Annotated in this window: 15 protein-coding genes and 9 tRNA genes; 12 read left to right on the top strand and 12 right to left on the bottom strand. The window is 47.1% G+C overall.

Annotated elements, in window-relative coordinates; translation table 11 throughout:
* Positions 1–240: 240 nt before the first annotated feature.
* The 7 genes from asnS to FH749_09410 form a co-directional block, all read right to left on the bottom strand.
* A complete protein-coding gene (asnS, locus tag FH749_09440) occupies positions 241–1,533 on the bottom strand; it encodes an asparagine--tRNA ligase (GenBank protein ID MTI95691.1) in 1,293 nt (430 codons plus the stop codon).
* Positions 1,534–1,544: 11 nt separating this feature from the next.
* Positions 1,545–4,091, bottom strand: coding sequence for a toprim domain-containing protein (locus tag FH749_09435; GenBank protein MTI95690.1), 2,547 nt, complete (start codon positions 4,089–4,091; stop codon positions 1,545–1,547).
* A 14-nt stretch (positions 4,092–4,105) separates the two neighbouring features.
* Positions 4,106–5,098, bottom strand: coding sequence for a cell division protein ZapE (zapE, locus tag FH749_09430; GenBank protein MTI95689.1), 993 nt, complete (start codon positions 5,096–5,098; stop codon positions 4,106–4,108).
* On the bottom strand, positions 5,079–6,119 hold the full coding sequence (locus FH749_09425; GenBank protein ID MTI95688.1) for a hypothetical protein: 1,041 nt from the start codon (positions 6,117–6,119) through the stop codon (positions 5,079–5,081). The genes zapE and FH749_09425 overlap by 20 nt, the downstream gene beginning before the upstream one ends.
* 1 nt (position 6,120) lies before the next feature.
* The gene (locus tag FH749_09420; GenBank protein MTI95687.1) at positions 6,121–7,149 is read right to left on the bottom strand and encodes an N-acetylmuramoyl-L-alanine amidase; all 1,029 of its coding nucleotides are present in this window, start codon (positions 7,147–7,149) and stop codon (positions 6,121–6,123) included.
* 92 nt (positions 7,150–7,241) lie between these two features.
* The gene (deoC, locus tag FH749_09415; GenBank protein MTI95686.1) at positions 7,242–7,931 is read right to left on the bottom strand and encodes a deoxyribose-phosphate aldolase; all 690 of its coding nucleotides are present in this window, start codon (positions 7,929–7,931) and stop codon (positions 7,242–7,244) included.
* Complete coding sequence (locus FH749_09410; GenBank protein ID MTI95685.1) at positions 7,921–8,088, bottom strand: DUF4264 domain-containing protein; 168 nt, start codon at positions 8,086–8,088, stop codon at positions 7,921–7,923. The genes deoC and FH749_09410 overlap by 11 nt, the downstream gene beginning before the upstream one ends.
* 110 nt (positions 8,089–8,198) lie before the next feature.
* Between FH749_09410 and FH749_09405 the strand changes: the two genes are divergently transcribed.
* The 12 genes from FH749_09405 to FH749_09350 all read left to right on the top strand — a co-directional run bounded on the left by FH749_09405 (position 8,199) and on the right by FH749_09350 (position 11,656).
* Positions 8,199–8,693, top strand: a complete 495-nt coding sequence (locus tag FH749_09405; protein MTI95684.1) for a hypothetical protein — start codon at positions 8,199–8,201, stop codon at positions 8,691–8,693.
* Between the two features lie 105 nt (positions 8,694–8,798).
* Positions 8,799–9,035 (top strand): alpha/beta-type small acid-soluble spore protein, encoded by a 237-nt coding sequence (locus FH749_09400; GenBank protein MTI95683.1) that lies wholly within the window; start codon positions 8,799–8,801, stop codon positions 9,033–9,035.
* Between the two features lie 99 nt (positions 9,036–9,134).
* Entirely contained in the window at positions 9,135–9,326 is a 192-nt protein-coding gene (locus tag FH749_09395; GenBank protein ID MTI95682.1) for a DNA-directed RNA polymerase subunit beta, read from the top strand.
* A 21-nt stretch (positions 9,327–9,347) separates the two neighbouring features.
* Positions 9,348–10,901, top strand: coding sequence for a UDP-N-acetylmuramyl-tripeptide synthetase (murE, locus tag FH749_09390; protein MTI95681.1), 1,554 nt, complete (start codon positions 9,348–9,350; stop codon positions 10,899–10,901).
* Positions 10,902–10,939: 38 nt separating this feature from the next.
* A tRNA-Pro gene (locus FH749_09385) sits at positions 10,940–11,016 on the top strand.
* 12 nt (positions 11,017–11,028) lie between these two features.
* A tRNA-Glu gene (locus FH749_09380) sits at positions 11,029–11,105 on the top strand.
* Between the two features lie 3 nt (positions 11,106–11,108).
* A tRNA-Asp gene (locus tag FH749_09375) sits at positions 11,109–11,185 on the top strand.
* 3 nt (positions 11,186–11,188) lie between these two features.
* A tRNA-Thr gene (locus tag FH749_09370) sits at positions 11,189–11,264 on the top strand.
* Between the two features lie 9 nt (positions 11,265–11,273).
* A tRNA-Tyr gene (locus FH749_09365) sits at positions 11,274–11,359 on the top strand.
* Between the two features lie 5 nt (positions 11,360–11,364).
* Positions 11,365–11,440: transfer RNA gene (locus FH749_09360), tRNA-Gln, on the top strand.
* Positions 11,441–11,447: 7 nt separating this feature from the next.
* Positions 11,448–11,523: transfer RNA gene (locus FH749_09355), tRNA-Lys, on the top strand.
* A 45-nt stretch (positions 11,524–11,568) separates the two neighbouring features.
* Positions 11,569–11,656, top strand: a tRNA-Leu gene (locus tag FH749_09350).
* Positions 11,657–11,702: 46 nt separating this feature from the next.
* Here the strand turns inward: FH749_09350 and FH749_09345 are convergent.
* The 5 genes from FH749_09345 to spoIVA form a co-directional block, all read right to left on the bottom strand.
* Positions 11,703–12,476 (bottom strand): protein-glutamate O-methyltransferase CheR, encoded by a 774-nt coding sequence (locus FH749_09345; GenBank protein MTI95680.1) that lies wholly within the window; start codon positions 12,474–12,476, stop codon positions 11,703–11,705.
* Complete coding sequence (locus FH749_09340) at positions 12,473–12,883, bottom strand: nucleoside-diphosphate kinase (GenBank protein ID MTI95679.1); 411 nt, start codon at positions 12,881–12,883, stop codon at positions 12,473–12,475. The genes FH749_09345 and FH749_09340 overlap by 4 nt, the downstream gene beginning before the upstream one ends.
* A gap of 142 nt (positions 12,884–13,025) precedes the next feature.
* Positions 13,026–13,412 carry an S-adenosylmethionine decarboxylase proenzyme gene (locus FH749_09335; GenBank protein MTI95678.1) on the bottom strand — a complete coding sequence of 129 codons (387 nt, stop codon included), beginning with the start codon at positions 13,410–13,412 and terminating at the stop codon, positions 13,026–13,028.
* 123 nt (positions 13,413–13,535) lie between these two features.
* Positions 13,536–13,612, bottom strand: a tRNA-Pro gene (locus FH749_09330).
* A gap of 92 nt (positions 13,613–13,704) precedes the next feature.
* Positions 13,705–15,186 carry a stage IV sporulation protein A gene (gene spoIVA, locus FH749_09325; GenBank protein MTI95677.1) on the bottom strand — a complete coding sequence of 494 codons (1,482 nt, stop codon included), beginning with the start codon at positions 15,184–15,186 and terminating at the stop codon, positions 13,705–13,707.
* Positions 15,187–15,225 lie beyond the last annotated feature (39 nt).

The raw sequence follows: 15,225 nt of genomic DNA, 5'->3' as shown, positions 1-15,225 counted from the left end.
TCTAATATACATGGCACCTACATTATACCATGTGTTACCAATAAGGACAAGGGTTTTGCGCAGATTGTTGTGCCTACAGGTTTTTGGAATTTGTGCCTGTAAAAATGACGAAAAGCCCTATGTTCCGGGCTTTTCAAGTTAAGGTTGTGCCTTTTTCAGCGATTTACTGTACAATGCAAGCCCAAACGGGTGTTGATTAAAATCATTGGACAGTAAAATACCCCTTCGCGGGGTATTTTTTTACGGGTAAATTCTGTTCAATAATCTTGGGAATGGTATAGCTTCCCGCAGGTGGTCCAAACCGCAGATCCATGATACCAGGCGTTCCAAACCGATGCCAAACCCTGAATGGGGAACGCTGCCATAGCGCCGGATATCTAAGTACCAGGTAAAGGCCTCTTCGGGCAGATTATGTTCCTTAATGCGTTGCAATAAGAGATCCAAATCATCAATCCGTTCGCTGCCGCCGATTATTTCGCCATACCCTTCGGGGGCAAGCAAGTCCGCGGCCAAAACCACTTCTTCTCTCTCAGGGTCCGGTTTCATGTAAAAGGCCTTGATATTGGTCGGATAGCGGTGGATGAAGACCGGACGGTCAAAATGAGCGGCAAGGGCTGTTTCGTCTGGAGCGCCAAAATCATCACCCCATTGAATTTCATGACCTTGCTCTTGAAGATATTTGATTGCATCATCATAACTCATACGGGCAAAGGGCTGCGAAATTTTCTCCAGTATGCTGACATCCCGTTCCAAAACTTTGAATTCGGCTTGATGCTTCTCTAAAACGGTTTTTACCACATGCTGAACCAAAGCTTCCTGAATTTCCAGGTTTTCTTCAAATTCCACAAACGCCATTTCCGGTTCCATCATCCAAAACTCAATCAAGTGGCGGCGTGTCTTAGACTTTTCTGCCCGGAAGGTGGGACCAAAACAATAGACCCGCCCAAGTGCCATGGCCGCTGCTTCCATATAGAGCTGTCCGCTCTGAGACAAATAGGCCTTATCGCCAAAATAATCGGTTTCAAACAGGGTTGTGGTTCCCTCACAGGCCGCCGGCGTCAGGATTGGAGCATCAATCAGGCAGAAGCCATTGTCGTCCAGATAGTCTCTGATTGCTTTAATTACGGTGTTACGAATCCGCATCAGCGCAACCTGACGGGGAGTCCGCATCCATAAATGGCGATGGTCCAGGAGAAAGTCTACGCCATGCTCTTTGAGACTGATGGGGTATTGTTCAGCCTGGGAAATCAATTTAACATTCTCCAGGGCAATTTCATACCCGCCTGGAGAACGGGGATCAGGCTTAATTATACCAGTGACCTCCAGTGCCGATTCCTGACTCAGTTCGGAGGCAAGTTCATATATCTCAGGATCTGCCTCTGCCTTCACCAGCACACCTTGTATAAAACCGGTGCCATCCCGAATTATCAGGAATTGAATCTTGCCGCTGGAGCGATGGTTGTATAACCAGCCCTTTAAGGTGACCTTTTTGCCTACGTATTGTCCAACATCTTTAATAAGTACTGCTTTCAAGCTTATTCCTCCTATCTTTGATCCGGCGGCGGTGGTCCCGGAGATACAGCCTCTATTGACTCGCTCTGGGGATCCACATACCGCATATATTGGTCATCAAATATAAGTTTTGTAATCCCGGTTTTCCCGGTCCGATTTTTAGCGACAATTATTTCGACATCGTTTTCGGTCCCATTGTTTTTCGCCTCTTCGTATGCTTCCGCGCTTTGCCGGGCATGTCTATACAAAAACATGACCATATCGGCAAACTCCTCAATATTTCCAGATTCCCGCAAATCCGAAAGCTGGGGTCGTTTATCCTGACGTTGACTGTAATTACGGTTAATCTGGGATAACAGAACAATCGGCACGTCCAACTCCGAGGCCAGGTTTCGAAGCTGAAGAACCACGTCGCCAGTGGCCCGGGCAGTGGTGACATTACCGCTGACAGAGAGTTGAATTGTTTGGAGATAATCCACAATCACCAAACCAAGCCCCCCCAGCTCTGCCTTCATCCGCCGCAGGCGAGCACGAATCTGGGTAACATTCAGGCCCCGCTGATCGCTAATCAACAGGGGCTTATTGTATAGCGCATTGATTCGCTTGCTGAACACATCGTATTCTTGATCAGATAGCGTTCCCTGGTCATAGCGTTGGCCGTCGATTCTCAGCTCGGAGATAATCAAGCGGTCCATGATCTCCTGGGCGCTCATCTCGAGACTGATAACGCCCACCGGCACAGCCGGGTCTCGCTTGAGGACATTGCGCACGATATTAAGCGCAAAGGCGGTTTTACCGGTTGATGTGGCAGCAGCAAGTACAATCAAATGCTTGTTTTTGAAGCCCTTAATCACATTATCCACCGAGAAATAACCGGTCATCAGCCCCCGGGGAATTAAACCCTGCATGCGCAGAAGATATTCTTCCCATCGATTGGACAATAAATCATTAATTCTATGAACCGGAACAATTGATGTCGAGTCGGTAGCGGAGAACACGACATCCTGGGCCTTGGCCTGAATCTTTTCCAATTCATCGCAGTTGGAGGTTGAGATAGTTTCGGCAATATCCAAGGCCGCCATCAGCAAACGACGATGATAATATAGGTTGAGCAAACTTTCTTGCAAGGCAGTTATATCCGCTTCGCTGGTATAACCGGCTGACATAGTGCTCAACAACTCGTCTACATTTTCCAGGACTTTGCCGGTACGCAGCTCCATGTACAACTCTGCATGGTTGAGACTGCCCTTGTTCTGGTAGATGCGGAGCATTGCCTCAAAAATCACCCGGTGCTCAAAAACATAAAAACAATCACCACTGAGTTTGTCGGCTACCATGTCCAGTGCCCGAGGCGTTGAAAGTATGCTGGCCAGCATCTTTTTTTCCAAACCCTGATCGTGGGGATACCAGAAATCAGTTTTACCGCCGGTGCCCAACTCTAAAAACTGGCGCACCATACCTTCCGGCTTGTCCCACTGCCGGGTCAGGACCTTGACAATATCTTCGATAACCAGAATATTCTTTACAGATTTTATATAGTCACGCAGAATCTGATATTGCCGTTCTCTGATGGGCTCAGATTCCAAAAGTTCAAGCACAATATACATGTCCACAGGTTGAGCGGCCGCAATTGCCGCCTGGACGCCCTCTTCGCCGGATTGGACCAGGACATCGTTTAAATCCTTAGCCTCGCCGCTGGGAACAGCTACCTGGATATGCAGATCCGGATTGACCGCCAATAATAAATCCCGGTTTTTGCGGACGCTTTTGCGACCGGTGGCATCATTATCAGGCACCAGGATTACCGTCTTATCTTTTGTCACCCGAGCGATGAGACGGGCCTGGTCCTCGGTGAGCACATCCTTGAGGATGCCGACTGCATTTTTAAACCCTGCCTGCCAGGCGCTGATTACATCAAAGTAGCCCTCTAAGACAAGTAAATTATCTCGGATATGTTTCCGGGCCTTGTCCAAGTTATATAGGAGCTGCCCCTTATTGAATACATCGTCATTGCGAGAATTTTTGTACTTGGGGCCGTCGCCAGGAGTGAGAAAACGACGACTGAACCCAATTGGCTTGCCAAAGCCATCATTAATCGGAATTACAATGCTGTTGTCGGCGCTGTCAAAACCGAGGCTGAAGTCCGCAATCGTTTCTTTGCTGAACCCGCGCTTATTTAAGTAGCTAAACGCATTCTTTTTCTCTTGCAATTGTTGCTGGGTGCGCAGGACTTGGCGGGCGTTGGTCTTGATGCGCTGCCGACGTTTCTTTGCCTGGGGCGATTCCTCCGCCTCGATATCCAGTCCGGCCGATTCAGCCAAAAAGCGAATTGCCTCCTGGAAGTCGTAATTATAGTGGGCTTTAACAAATTCGAGTATGCTGCCGCCGCTTTTACAGCCAAAACAATAATAACTCTGAGAATCGGGGTACACAGTTAATGAAGGGGTGTTGCTGTCCGGATGCAGCACACAAACCCCCTGATAAACATTGCCCGTTTTACGCAAACGCGTATACTGTTCGATGAACTTAACGATGTCCACCTTGGTTTTGATTGTTTCAACTGTCTGCTGATAATCCATATTTGGCACCCCTGTCAGAGATTGAGCCGGATATTACCTTCAAGGTTCAAGATGTTGCAGGTCTCAATCAGTCTCCATACAATTCGTTCACCATATAGATCGTTTTGGGTTCGGTTCTTTAATTCCTCCAGCGTGAAGTTGGAGGTAACAACCACAGGTTTACAATTCCTATACCGAAAGTCAATTATTTGAGCCAGCGATTTGAGGGCAAACTCCGTGGGCTTTTCAACGCCCAAATCGTCCAGCAATAATAAATCGACATTGTTAACCATACTAACCAAATCCTGTTCCAGGCCGGTATCTCGGGTACCAAAACTTGAGCGCAGGGTATCGAGAAAATCAGCGTAGACCATATACTTTACAGTTAGCGTTTGCACCAATCTGTTGGCAATGCACCCCAGCAAAAATGATTTGCCGGCCCCGGTGCCACCATGGATAAACAGGCCCTTTCCATTGAGGGCCTTGTCTTGGGTGAGGCAGTACTGTTCCACAATACCGAAGACCTGTTGTGCTTGTTTGCGGAACTTATCGGGATAGAGTTGAAAGTCCACCTGCTCAAAACTAGCACTAGCAAGGCGAACCGGAAGGCCCACAGATTGCTGACGGAATGTTAACCTGCCAGCACGGGCACATTCGCAATCACGAATCGTCTCATCATCTATGTACACCCTGCCGGTGTCCTGGCACTTTTTACATTCCCAGGCGGGCTCAAGAACATCCGGATTCAACTGATAGCGGGAAAGCAGCTCTGCCCGTTCACTGCGCAATTGCGCCAGTTTTTGCTCCAGTTCAACTACATCCTGCTCTAAGCTGCCTCCCTGCATATGGCCAAGCACTTTGCCAGCTATCTCCCGCCTAATACTTTCGATATCTCTGGCGAGTCTGCCCAGTTCAGGGTATTTATTATATAAATCAGCCAGGTTTTGTTTATGTTGTTGAAGGATTTGCGCCCTGCGCTCAGCACGTTGGTCGCGGATATGGGAAAGGTCATCTCTCATCGCCAACATCCTCCAAACCAATTAAAGTTTTACGCTTTATGGCCTGTTGAAGATCCGAGGGTTTATGTTCATGAGTAAAGCCGCTCTTGGTATTGGTCGGCTTTTTGCCATGGTTGTTCAACCACTGATCGATGAATACCAATCCCGGAGTCCCTCTACCTTTATATTCACCTGAAAGGATTAGACTGCCCAAGAGCTTTTTTAATTCCTGGGGGTCTTTGACTTTGGTCAGCCAATTGTCAACCAGCTCTTTTTCAGCCGGGGTCAAAGAGTTGAACTCTCGACCCAGCTCTTTTTCCACAACCCGGTAGTATTCCCAGCGCTTTTTGAACTCTTTATCCTTACGTATCAGATCTTCGTAAGTGTTAATCCCCTGGATCAGCCACTGGCGAACAATTTTGTCTGCATAATTGCTGGGACAGCTTCCTCGCGTCCCCTCCAATTCAACCTTTTTGCGGGTACGCTCCAAGAGTTCCTCCAGCAGTCTCGGGTCCTGAATTTGTTCAAACCATAAATCAAAACGTTCCCGTAATTGTTTATTGGGAATAAAGCGACATTCGTTGATGAAGCGGGTTGTCAACTCGTCAACTTGTTGTTCACTGAGGCCGGTCGCCGCACTGCTTGCGGCTGGTTTCGGTTCCTCCCCCTGGAAGGCCTGTCCACGTTTTAACTGAAAAGACTCAATTAAAGTCAACATCCTCCGATTGGTTTCTGCCGGAAACCGACCCGATTCTACCGCCCGGGCAATCTCAGGCGCCGGCAGGGGAAATTGCAACATATACTCATCTTCTCCCCCAGATTGTACCAGGTGATACCTCTTCAAAGCGCCCAGCGCTTCCCGCAGGGAACGCAGACTGATGTTCATTTGCTGAATCAATTCTGTCTCGGTAACCGGTAAATCGTTAATCAGGTTATGATAAATATTAATCCAGACCGAAACTGGCTCAAACCCCAACACAGGTTGATATATCTCAACCAGCTCGGGGTAAATCACTGTTGGTTGTTGACGAGATTTAATCGTAAGCTTCATATCAATAGCCTCCAGGACCGGCAAAGTACTCATCAAGGGCGTTATAGATTGCCCTGGCAGCACGTTGAGGAAAATCAGGACGTGCCATTATTCGCTCCTCCGCTGGGTTGCTAATGAACAAGAGTTCAATTAACACAGCTGCGAAGTTATCTACTTGCAAGACAGCGTCATTTTTATGCTTAATTCCCCTGTTATGTCGTTGGAACTCGTCCAATAAATGCCGGTGAATAATCCGGGCAGCAACACCGCTGGAATAAGCATTGTATGAATTGGTGTTGTAAAAGGTCTCTAAACCATAAGCGTTTTGAGCGCTATAGGAATTCGTATGAATGGACAGGAAAATATCTGGGTTTTGCTCGATTGCCAAATCCCGTCGCAACCGCCAGTCGGGACCTGCGTGCTGCCCAGGCTGAACATCGGTGTTGACAATTGTATCCGTTTCTCTGGTCATGAACACTTCCACGCCTGCTTCTTGCAACATATCTCTAAGTGCCAACGATACCGCCAAGGTGACGTCTTTTTCATACAAACCGAGAACATTGCCGATGGCGCCTGGGTCATGTCCGCCGTGGCCGGGATCAATTGCAACTCTTTTTCCCGCCAACCCCTCAATAAAAAACTGAACCCGATAGCCGCTCTCCCGCGGAATCACGCGAAAAGCCTGGGGAAAATAATTAAGGGGAATGTACACTGCGACTTTATCACCAGTAAATTCGGCATGGATATGTTGGTCGATATATTTAGCGTAATCTCTTAGCTCAAGGGGAAATGCGCCTATATCATGAAAAAACAATTCCAGAGTATCGCCACTTACCTGCCAAAAATCACCCTCGACAGGAAACACAAAAAAGTCCAGTGTTAAGTAGCGTTCATCGGAAGCCACCTGGATTACCTGGCGTCGGCCGTTGTCTTGACGGGTATCAGTGACAAGGGCGCCCGAGTCCGGTCTTGAGATAATTAGCAAAAACAACCCCAGTGATATCATCATCAATGCAAGAAAAAAAACAACCTTGACTTTGCCAGACTGCACAAGGCTCCCCTCCCGAACTTAATTTTATCATACAGACGCGACATCTTAAAGATTAAAAGTCGGTAAATTAAACAGAACCCAACGGGTTCTGGTTAATATGAATCTGCCCCTTCTCGACCGGAGACAATTGCAACTCCGGAGCTGGCGCCCAAGCGGGTGGCCCCGGCATCAATCATCGCCATAGCAGTGGCCCTGTCTCCAATGCCCCCGGCGGCCTTGATTCCGAATCCATGGCCAACTGCTGCACGCATTAGCTGAACATGCTCAACTTTTGCGCCGGCGCCAGCGAAACCTGTTGATGTTTTAACATATTGGGCGCCGGCTGCACGCGTTATTTTTGAAACCGTGGTTATTTGCTCGTTATTCAGATAAGCGGTTTCAATAATCACTTTTAATACTCCCGCATTTGCAACCACTTTGGCGACCGCAGCTATATCCTGTTCAACTACAGCGTACTCGCCAGCGAGCATTGCCCCTATGTTAATAACCATATCAATTTCTGTGGCGCCATCTTCCAGTGCCAGCTCTGATTCCTTTACCTTAATATCTGTTTTATTGGCTCCTAATGGGAAACCGACGACTGTAGTCACGCCTACCCCGGAACCGGCCAATGATTTGGCTGCCCTTGCGACATGCCACGGATTAACACAAACTGTGGCAAATTGATAATCCCGGGCCTCTTGACAGAGTTTTTCAATTTGAGCTGGTGTGGCGGTTGGTTTTAGCAGTGTATGGTCAATATATTTAGCAAGGTTCAATGTCTTCCCCCCCTCAAATTTCATAAACCGAAACTAACATTTCTTCACCGCGTTGCGAAACGCCAAAAATTAATTTTTTATGCTTCAAAGTGCGGTTCAAAAAATCAATTAAAATGTACAGGTTCTCGTTTGCCGGAACTGTTTGGGTGGCGATTAATGTTAGTTTATCTTCCACATGCACGCTCCTTTCTCATACTTTATGTTCTCCGCTCGCACTGAAAATCCTGCACGAATAGATTTGGTGGCGAGTGGAAATCTACAAACAAACGCATCATATGGGAGGACAAAACCATGAAAATTATTAGCATAATTTTGATTGCTGTTTTATGTCTTAGCTTAATTCCCGGCTGCGGAATGCTCCGGCGACCAGAGACGGATCAAAATTTGCCTCAACAACCTTCACCGCCCAATCAATCCCAGCAACCCAACGCCCCCCAACAGCCACCGCCGGATCAAGGCTTGAACCAGACTCCTCAAACCAGCACAATCAACTCACAGGCGGAGTCGGTCAACGGCGTGCAATCTGCGTCTAGTATCGTAATCGTGACATCTGCATTGATTGGGGTCGAACTTGAGTCAGACACTGATACTTCAACAGTAAAAGAACAGGTTGCCCGGGAGGTCGAATCAAATGTATCCGGGATTACTGATGCTGCAGTGACAGCCGACCCGGAACTGGTGACCAGGATCAGACAATTGAACTCTCAACTCCAAGAAGGCAGACCGATAACAGAAATTTTGGATGAATTTACCGAGATCTGGCGTAGAGTGCGTTTGGAACAGTGAGATGCCTGAAGATGGGCATCTTCTCTAATTTGAACAGTTTCTCCACATTGTTATAACATACTCATCTCCCAAACTTCAAAACATATAAACGGGAGGTGAGCAAAAATGGCCCGACGTCGAAACAGAAACAGACGCACAAATCTCGTGGATGAACAATTCCTTGATCAATTTAAATACGAGATTGCCGATGAGCTTGGTTTATCGGAAAAAATTAATTCTCAGGGTTGGGGAAACATGAGCACCCGGGAAGTAGGCAGTATCGGCGGGAAAATTGGCGGCAACATGGTTAAAGTCATGGTTCGCAACGCCGAGAAAATGTTGATGAATGACGAAAATAAATAGTGACTAGACACAGGCGCCATTTGGCGCCTGTACATATTTTGCAAGTGGCGAAATGACGTAAAATATAGTAAAATTGTGGTTACAGGAGGTGTTGAACAAATGAATGTCAAGTTGAAAAAAACTTTGCGGATTATTTTACTCATTTTAAAGATTATCTGGGTCCCGGCTTTGTTATTGGTTTCCCTGGGAATTGGATTATATGTCGGCTATGGCTATATTACCGATAATCCAAGCGATATTTTTGACATGGAAATCTGGCGGGAGTTTTTCCGGCAAATTACTTCAGTTTAGGTATCCGGTGGAGGGTTGAGCATGAACTATGCTGTTTCAGATATTATAAGCAAACTTAGCGGTGTAGCATCGGTATTAAATCAAAAAGAACTAAGTGTCACCGGTGTCAGTTATCATTCCGGTCAAGTAAAACCCGGCGATATTTTTGTTGCCATCAGCGGCTATAAGTTAGATGGACACGATTTCATTGATGATGCTGTCCGTAAAGGAGCCGTGGCAGTTGTCGGTCAACAAGCTGTCGATACCGAGGCGCCAATGATTGTAGTGGTGGATAGCCGTGTGGCATTAGCCGAAATCAGTCATTTAATGTATGACAAACCTGACGCAGACCTCTGCATTATTGGCATCACTGCCTCCAATGGCAAAACCACTACTTCGTTTATGACAGACCATCTGCTCTCCGCCCGTTATAAAACTGGTTTGATTGGCACAGTTGTTGTTAAAGACGGTGAATCCGTGGTCAGCGCAGAACTTACCACTCCGCAATCAAAAGACTTAATTGAGCTGCTTGCGAAGATGCGGGACAATAATTGCTCCCATGTTACCATGGAAGTATCTTCTGCTGGACTAGAGCTAAAACGGGTCTTAGGCATCAAATACTCGATTGCCACCTTTAACAATGTTTCCAGGGAACACATTGACTTCCATGGTTCCTTTGAGAATTACTGGTATTGGAAGTCAAGCCTTATCCGAGAATTGGATTCTGACGCAATCGCCATCCTCAACGCCGATGAACCAAAGATCAAGGATTTGCAGCACCAAACTAAAGCTCAGGTTGTTACCTACAGCCTCAAGGGCGATCCAGACGCTGACTTTCTGATATCGGAGGTTGATTTATCTACCACCAACACCAGCTACCGTTTACAATCTCTTAAGCCCGTAACAATTGGCAGTAAAAAAATTCCGGCCCTCGATTTGCGCCTAAAACTTGGCGTACTGGGTTTGCACAATATCTACAATTCAACTGTTGCTGTTATCATCGCACTGGTTGCCGGGGTAGAACCTGAATTGATTCAACAACGACTGCCCGGCTTTACCGGCGTTGAACGCCGGTTCCAGCTGATTTATGATGGAGAGTTTGCCGTTATTGACGATCATTTTGCTAACGCCGGCAATATCGACATTACACTAGAGACTCTTAACATGATGCCCTATAACAACCTAATTTTAGTCGCGGCCATCAGGGGCAGCCGTGGCGTTATTGTGAATACTGAGAATGCGGAAACTGTCTGTAAATGGGCCTCTAAACTGAAATTAACGGAAATTATTGTTACCGACAGCGCTGAGTTTACCGGCGAGAAAGACCTGGTAACTGATGCCGAAAGAAAAGCGTTTATCAGTATTTTGGAGGAAAATGGGTTAAAAGTTGAGTATCATAAAAAACTGGAGTCAGCAACAGATTCCGCTCTTAAAAAAGTCTGTAAAGGTGATATTATTTTGCTGGCCGGCTGCCAGGGCATGGATAGCGGCGCCCATGTTATTTTACCCAAAGTAGCAGCTACAAGGCCGGATGCTGAACAGAAAAAAATTCTGGCGCCACTGGCAGATAGAGTTGCAGGAAACACCTTGACTTAATTTTTTTCCTGCTGTATAATACTAAACGTCCGCTTTTTCGGGGCGTAGCGCAGTTTGGTAGCGCATCTGGTTTGGGACCAGAGGGTCGCAGGTTCAAATCCTGTCGCCCCGACCATTTTACGGACATGGCCCCTTGGAGAAGCGGCTTAACTCACCAGCCTTTCACGCTGGCATTCAGGGGTTCGAATCCCCTAGGGGTCACCATATGGAGCTGTGGTGTAGTGGCCTAACATGCCTGCCTGTCACGCAGGAGATCGCGGGTTCGACTCCCGTCAGCTCCGCCATACGCCGACGTAGCTCAATTGGCAGAGCAGCTGACTTGTAATCAGCAGGTTATCGGTTCAAGTCCGATCGTCGGCTCCATATTTTTTTGGAGAGGTTCCCGAGTTGGCCAAAGGGGGCAGACTGTAAATCTGCTGGCTCCGCCTTCACTGGTTCGAATCCAGTCCTCTCCACCATCCGCTGGGGCGTCGCCAAGTCGGTAAGGCACGGGACTTTGACTCCCGCATGCGTAGGTTCGAGTCCTGCCGCCCCAGCCATTTTTATGGGCCATTAGCTCAGTTGGTAGAGCACCTGACTTTTAATCAGGGTGTCCCAGGTTCGAATCCTGGATGGCTCACCATATTGACAACCAACACATTCTGTGTTATAAATATTCTTGTGATTTGCGAGAGTGGTGGAACTGGCAGACACGCTAGATTCAGGATCTAGTGGGCACTACGCCTGTGGGGGTTCAAATCCCCCCTCTCGCACCATTATTACAAACTATACAGGGTTGGCAAATGCCAACCTTGTTTTATTCTATAACTTTTTATATAAGTACAAGCTCTCTGGCTTTAAATTATAATGTTCTGGACTGAGAATCTGCTCAGTAGCACCCAGAAACAAGTACCCATTCTGCACCAGGGCTGCGGCAAGTTTTTGATGGATTTTTGCCTTTGCTGCTTCATTAAAATGGATGATAACATTGCGACAAATAATCATGTGATTATCCTGCAGATAATGGGAACTGTGTAAATCATGACTAAAGAATTGGATTCGCTTGCGAAATTGCTCTCTGACCTGAAAACCGTCCTCCTTTTGCTTAAACCACCGGCTCCGCTCTGCGACACCGATTTCCTGCACAGCTTTTGACGGATAAAGTCCCGCCCGGGCATGGGCCAGCGCCTGCTTGTCTACATCAGATGCATAGATTTGGTATCTGTGGGTCGGAAGCAAAGTGGCCAACATAAATGCCAAGGAATAGGCCTCTTCACCGGTAGCACATCCACAACTCCAAAATTTTAATACTCCGCTGTTTACTAGCTCCAGCTCTGCAACAGCCTGCTGCAAATTCAGCCAGTAGCGCTTGTCCCTGAAAAATCCTGTGTAGACGATTGTCAGGCGTTGGATTGTCGCTTCTACCAAGCTGGAATCAGTTTTCAGAGCGGCCAAATATTCATCCATTGAATTAAAACCAAATTTGACGCGTAAAAGCGCTAACCGACGCCGTAATTGCGGGACATTATATTGTTTTAGGTCCACCCTAGATTTAGCGCTCAAAACTGCTATGATTTCTGAACTGGGCTCACTCACTGCTCAATCCCGCCAAAAAACAAACTGGCTTCCCTTTGGGCTGCTTCAATGCTGTCGGCGCCATGCACCAGATTCTCGGTGCTAAGCATAGCGAAGTCGCCTCTGATTGTCCCTGGCAATGCCTGCAGTGGATCCCGATGGCCAATCATTAGACGGGCAAGCTTGACGGCATTCTCTCCCTGCCAAATCATTGCCACAACTGGTCCCGAGCATATGTGCTCCACCAGCCGCTCGAAAAACGGTTTACCTTGGTGTTCCTGATAATGTTCCCGGGCCAGCGGAGGCTCTACTTGCATCTTTTTTATCGCCACCAGCTTCATTCCCTTGGCTTCAAAACGGCGGATAATTTCGCCGGTTAGTTGTCTTTTTACACCGTCGGGCTTAATCATCACAAATGTCTTTTCCAATCTGTACACATCCTTAGATTTATTAAACTATATTATACACAAAATATGTATATAAAACCAAATCCCTACGCTCGCACATAACGTCGTAGGGATTGGCACTAATCTTCAGCTTTATGCGAGTATAACAAAATATACTCCTCCTTTAGTCATTCACCGCGGGTTTATGAGCTACATCATACTCGAAAACCCCTCTTTTTACTTCCTTGGCCTCTAAACGTTCGGCGCTAAAGTTATCCTTGATGTAATTACATGATACCCAAGGGTCCACCGTATCCCCGCATGTAAACACATCAACCGCAGCGTAGCCAAGTTCCGGCCAGGTGTGAATAGCCAGGTGTGATTCAGAAATAACAACCACACCGCTTACACCCTGCGGAGAAAATTTGTGAAAAGCAACCTCTCTGACCTCCGCGCCGGCCACCAACGCAGCTTTAACCATGATTTTTTCTACAGTCTGAATATCATTGAGTATCTCTTCTTTGCAACCATAGATTTCGGCTAGGACATGCCTGCCCAAAGATTTGGCCATCTTTCAACCTCCCCGATTAGTATTAGTATACGGAAAAAACTCAAACTAATTTTAAACACATTCATTCTAAAAGTCAAGAAATAAAAAAACTCGCCTTTGGCGAGTTGAGAAATGCAAATTTAATGGTCGGGCTGACAGGATTTGAACCTGCGACCCCTACACCCCCAGCGTAGTGCGCTACCAAACTGCGCTACAGCCCGAACCGAACATTTTATATCTTAAGCCATCAACGAGACTTTGTCAAGTATCCGGCAAAAAGAAAAAATAATGGCGCATTGCCATGCGCCAAAGCCTACAGAATAATCGCGATCAGGCCGCCATTGCCCTCGTTGATAATTTTTTCCAATGTCTCCTGCAATTTCGCCTGGGCACTTGGCGGTAAGTTGGAAAGCTTGGATTGGATACCATCCTTGACAACTGAATGTAAAGATTTACCGAATATGTCTGATTCCCAGATTTTTTCAGGATTATCTTCAAATTCGTCAAGAATATAATTTACCAAATCCTCGCTTTGCTTTTCAGTGCCGACTATCGGTGCAAACTCCGACTCAACATCAACTCTGATCATATGGATTGCCGGCGCACTGGCGCGTAGACGAACACCAAACCGACTGCCCTGGCGGATGATTTCTGGCTCATCTAAGGTCATTTCCTCTAATGACGGCGGGACGATTCCATATCCCTGGCTCTTGACGTCTACCAGCGCCTCTTCAATCTTATCGTATTCACGCTTAGCCACGGCAAGGTTCCGCATCTGTGCAAACAGCTCTCCGGCATTTTTAACATCATAACCGGTAGTCTCAGTAAGCACCGAGTAGAATAAGTCCGTCGGGCTCTCCATGGTAATTTCCACTTCACCAGTTCCCAGGTCCGAACCGGTTATTGACACCCGGTTGACAAACTCAAACTGCTCAGTAATTGGCTCCAGCGTACACCGCAGATCCCGGACCTTCCCCAAAGTGCCGAGGATATTGGTGATTATCTCGGTATACCCGGTTTTTAACCAATGATCTTCATCCAACACTTCCACCCAATCAGGCATCAAAATATTGGCCTGATTTACCGGAAACTCATACAGTGCTTCCCGAAGGATAAGATCAACGCTCTTTCTGTCCAAACGCAGACAATTACAAGCAATCACCGGCGCTCCATAAATACCCGTCAATTCTTCACGCAGCTGTTGACACTGTTGTGAATCGGGATTATTGGAATTGAGTATTACTACAAACGGCTTGCCGATTGCCTTTAATTCCTCAATAACGCGCTCTTCTGACGGCTGGTACTCATCCCTGGGCAACTCGGAAAAAGAACCATCAGTTGTAATAACCAATCCAAGCGTTGAATGATCGGCAATTACTTTGCGGGTGCCAATCTCCGCAGCCTGCTGAAAGGGTATTTCCTCTTCTGCCCATGGGGAAATAACCAAACGCTCTCCCCGTTCATCTTGATAACCCAGGGCGCTTTCCACAGTATAACCGACGCAGTCCACAAGTCTTACCCTCATGGTGAAGTCTTCATCAAAACGGACTTCAACTGCCTCGTCGGGAATAAATTTCGGCTCGGTGGTGGTAATCGTTTTACCGCCGCTAGATTGCGGCAGCTCATCTACGGCCCGCATTTTGTCCTGTTCGTTGGTGATATTGGGAATGACCAATAACTCCATGAATTTTTTTATGAAAGTGGATTTTCCACTGCGTACGGGCCCTACGACACCTAAGTAGATGTCTCCGCCGGTGCGCCTGGCAATATCATGATATAAGCTGTGCTCTGCCAATTTTCTCCTCCCCCTCATCGTTATATCCGCAATTGTTCA

This window comes from Bacillota bacterium (assembly GCA_009711825.1).
Lineage (GTDB): Bacteria > Bacillota > Proteinivoracia > UBA4975 > VEMY01 > VEMY01.
This window is presented reverse-complemented; position numbering and strand designations above follow the sequence as displayed.

Excerpts from the sequence above, each read along its gene's own strand:
- FH749_09435 (MTI95690.1), bottom strand. The coding sequence starts at position 4,091 with ATGGATTATCAGCAGACAGTTGAAACAATCAAAACCAAGGTGGACATC.
- zapE (MTI95689.1), bottom strand. The coding sequence starts at position 5,098 with ATGTTGGCGATGAGAGATGACCTTTCCCATATCCGCGACCAACGTGCT.
- FH749_09425 (MTI95688.1), bottom strand. The coding sequence starts at position 6,119 with ATGAAGCTTACGATTAAATCTCGTCAACAACCAACAGTGATTTACCCC.
- deoC (MTI95686.1), bottom strand. The coding sequence starts at position 7,931 with ATGAAATTTGAGGGGGGGAAGACATTGAACCTTGCTAAATATATTGAC.
- FH749_09405 (MTI95684.1), top strand. The coding sequence starts at position 8,199 with ATGAAAATTATTAGCATAATTTTGATTGCTGTTTTATGTCTTAGCTTA.
- FH749_09400 (MTI95683.1), top strand. The coding sequence starts at position 8,799 with ATGGCCCGACGTCGAAACAGAAACAGACGCACAAATCTCGTGGATGAA.
- FH749_09395 (MTI95682.1), top strand. The coding sequence starts at position 9,135 with ATGAATGTCAAGTTGAAAAAAACTTTGCGGATTATTTTACTCATTTTA.
- murE (MTI95681.1), top strand. The coding sequence starts at position 9,348 with ATGAACTATGCTGTTTCAGATATTATAAGCAAACTTAGCGGTGTAGCA.
- FH749_09335 (MTI95678.1), bottom strand. The coding sequence starts at position 13,412 with ATGGCCAAATCTTTGGGCAGGCATGTCCTAGCCGAAATCTATGGTTGC.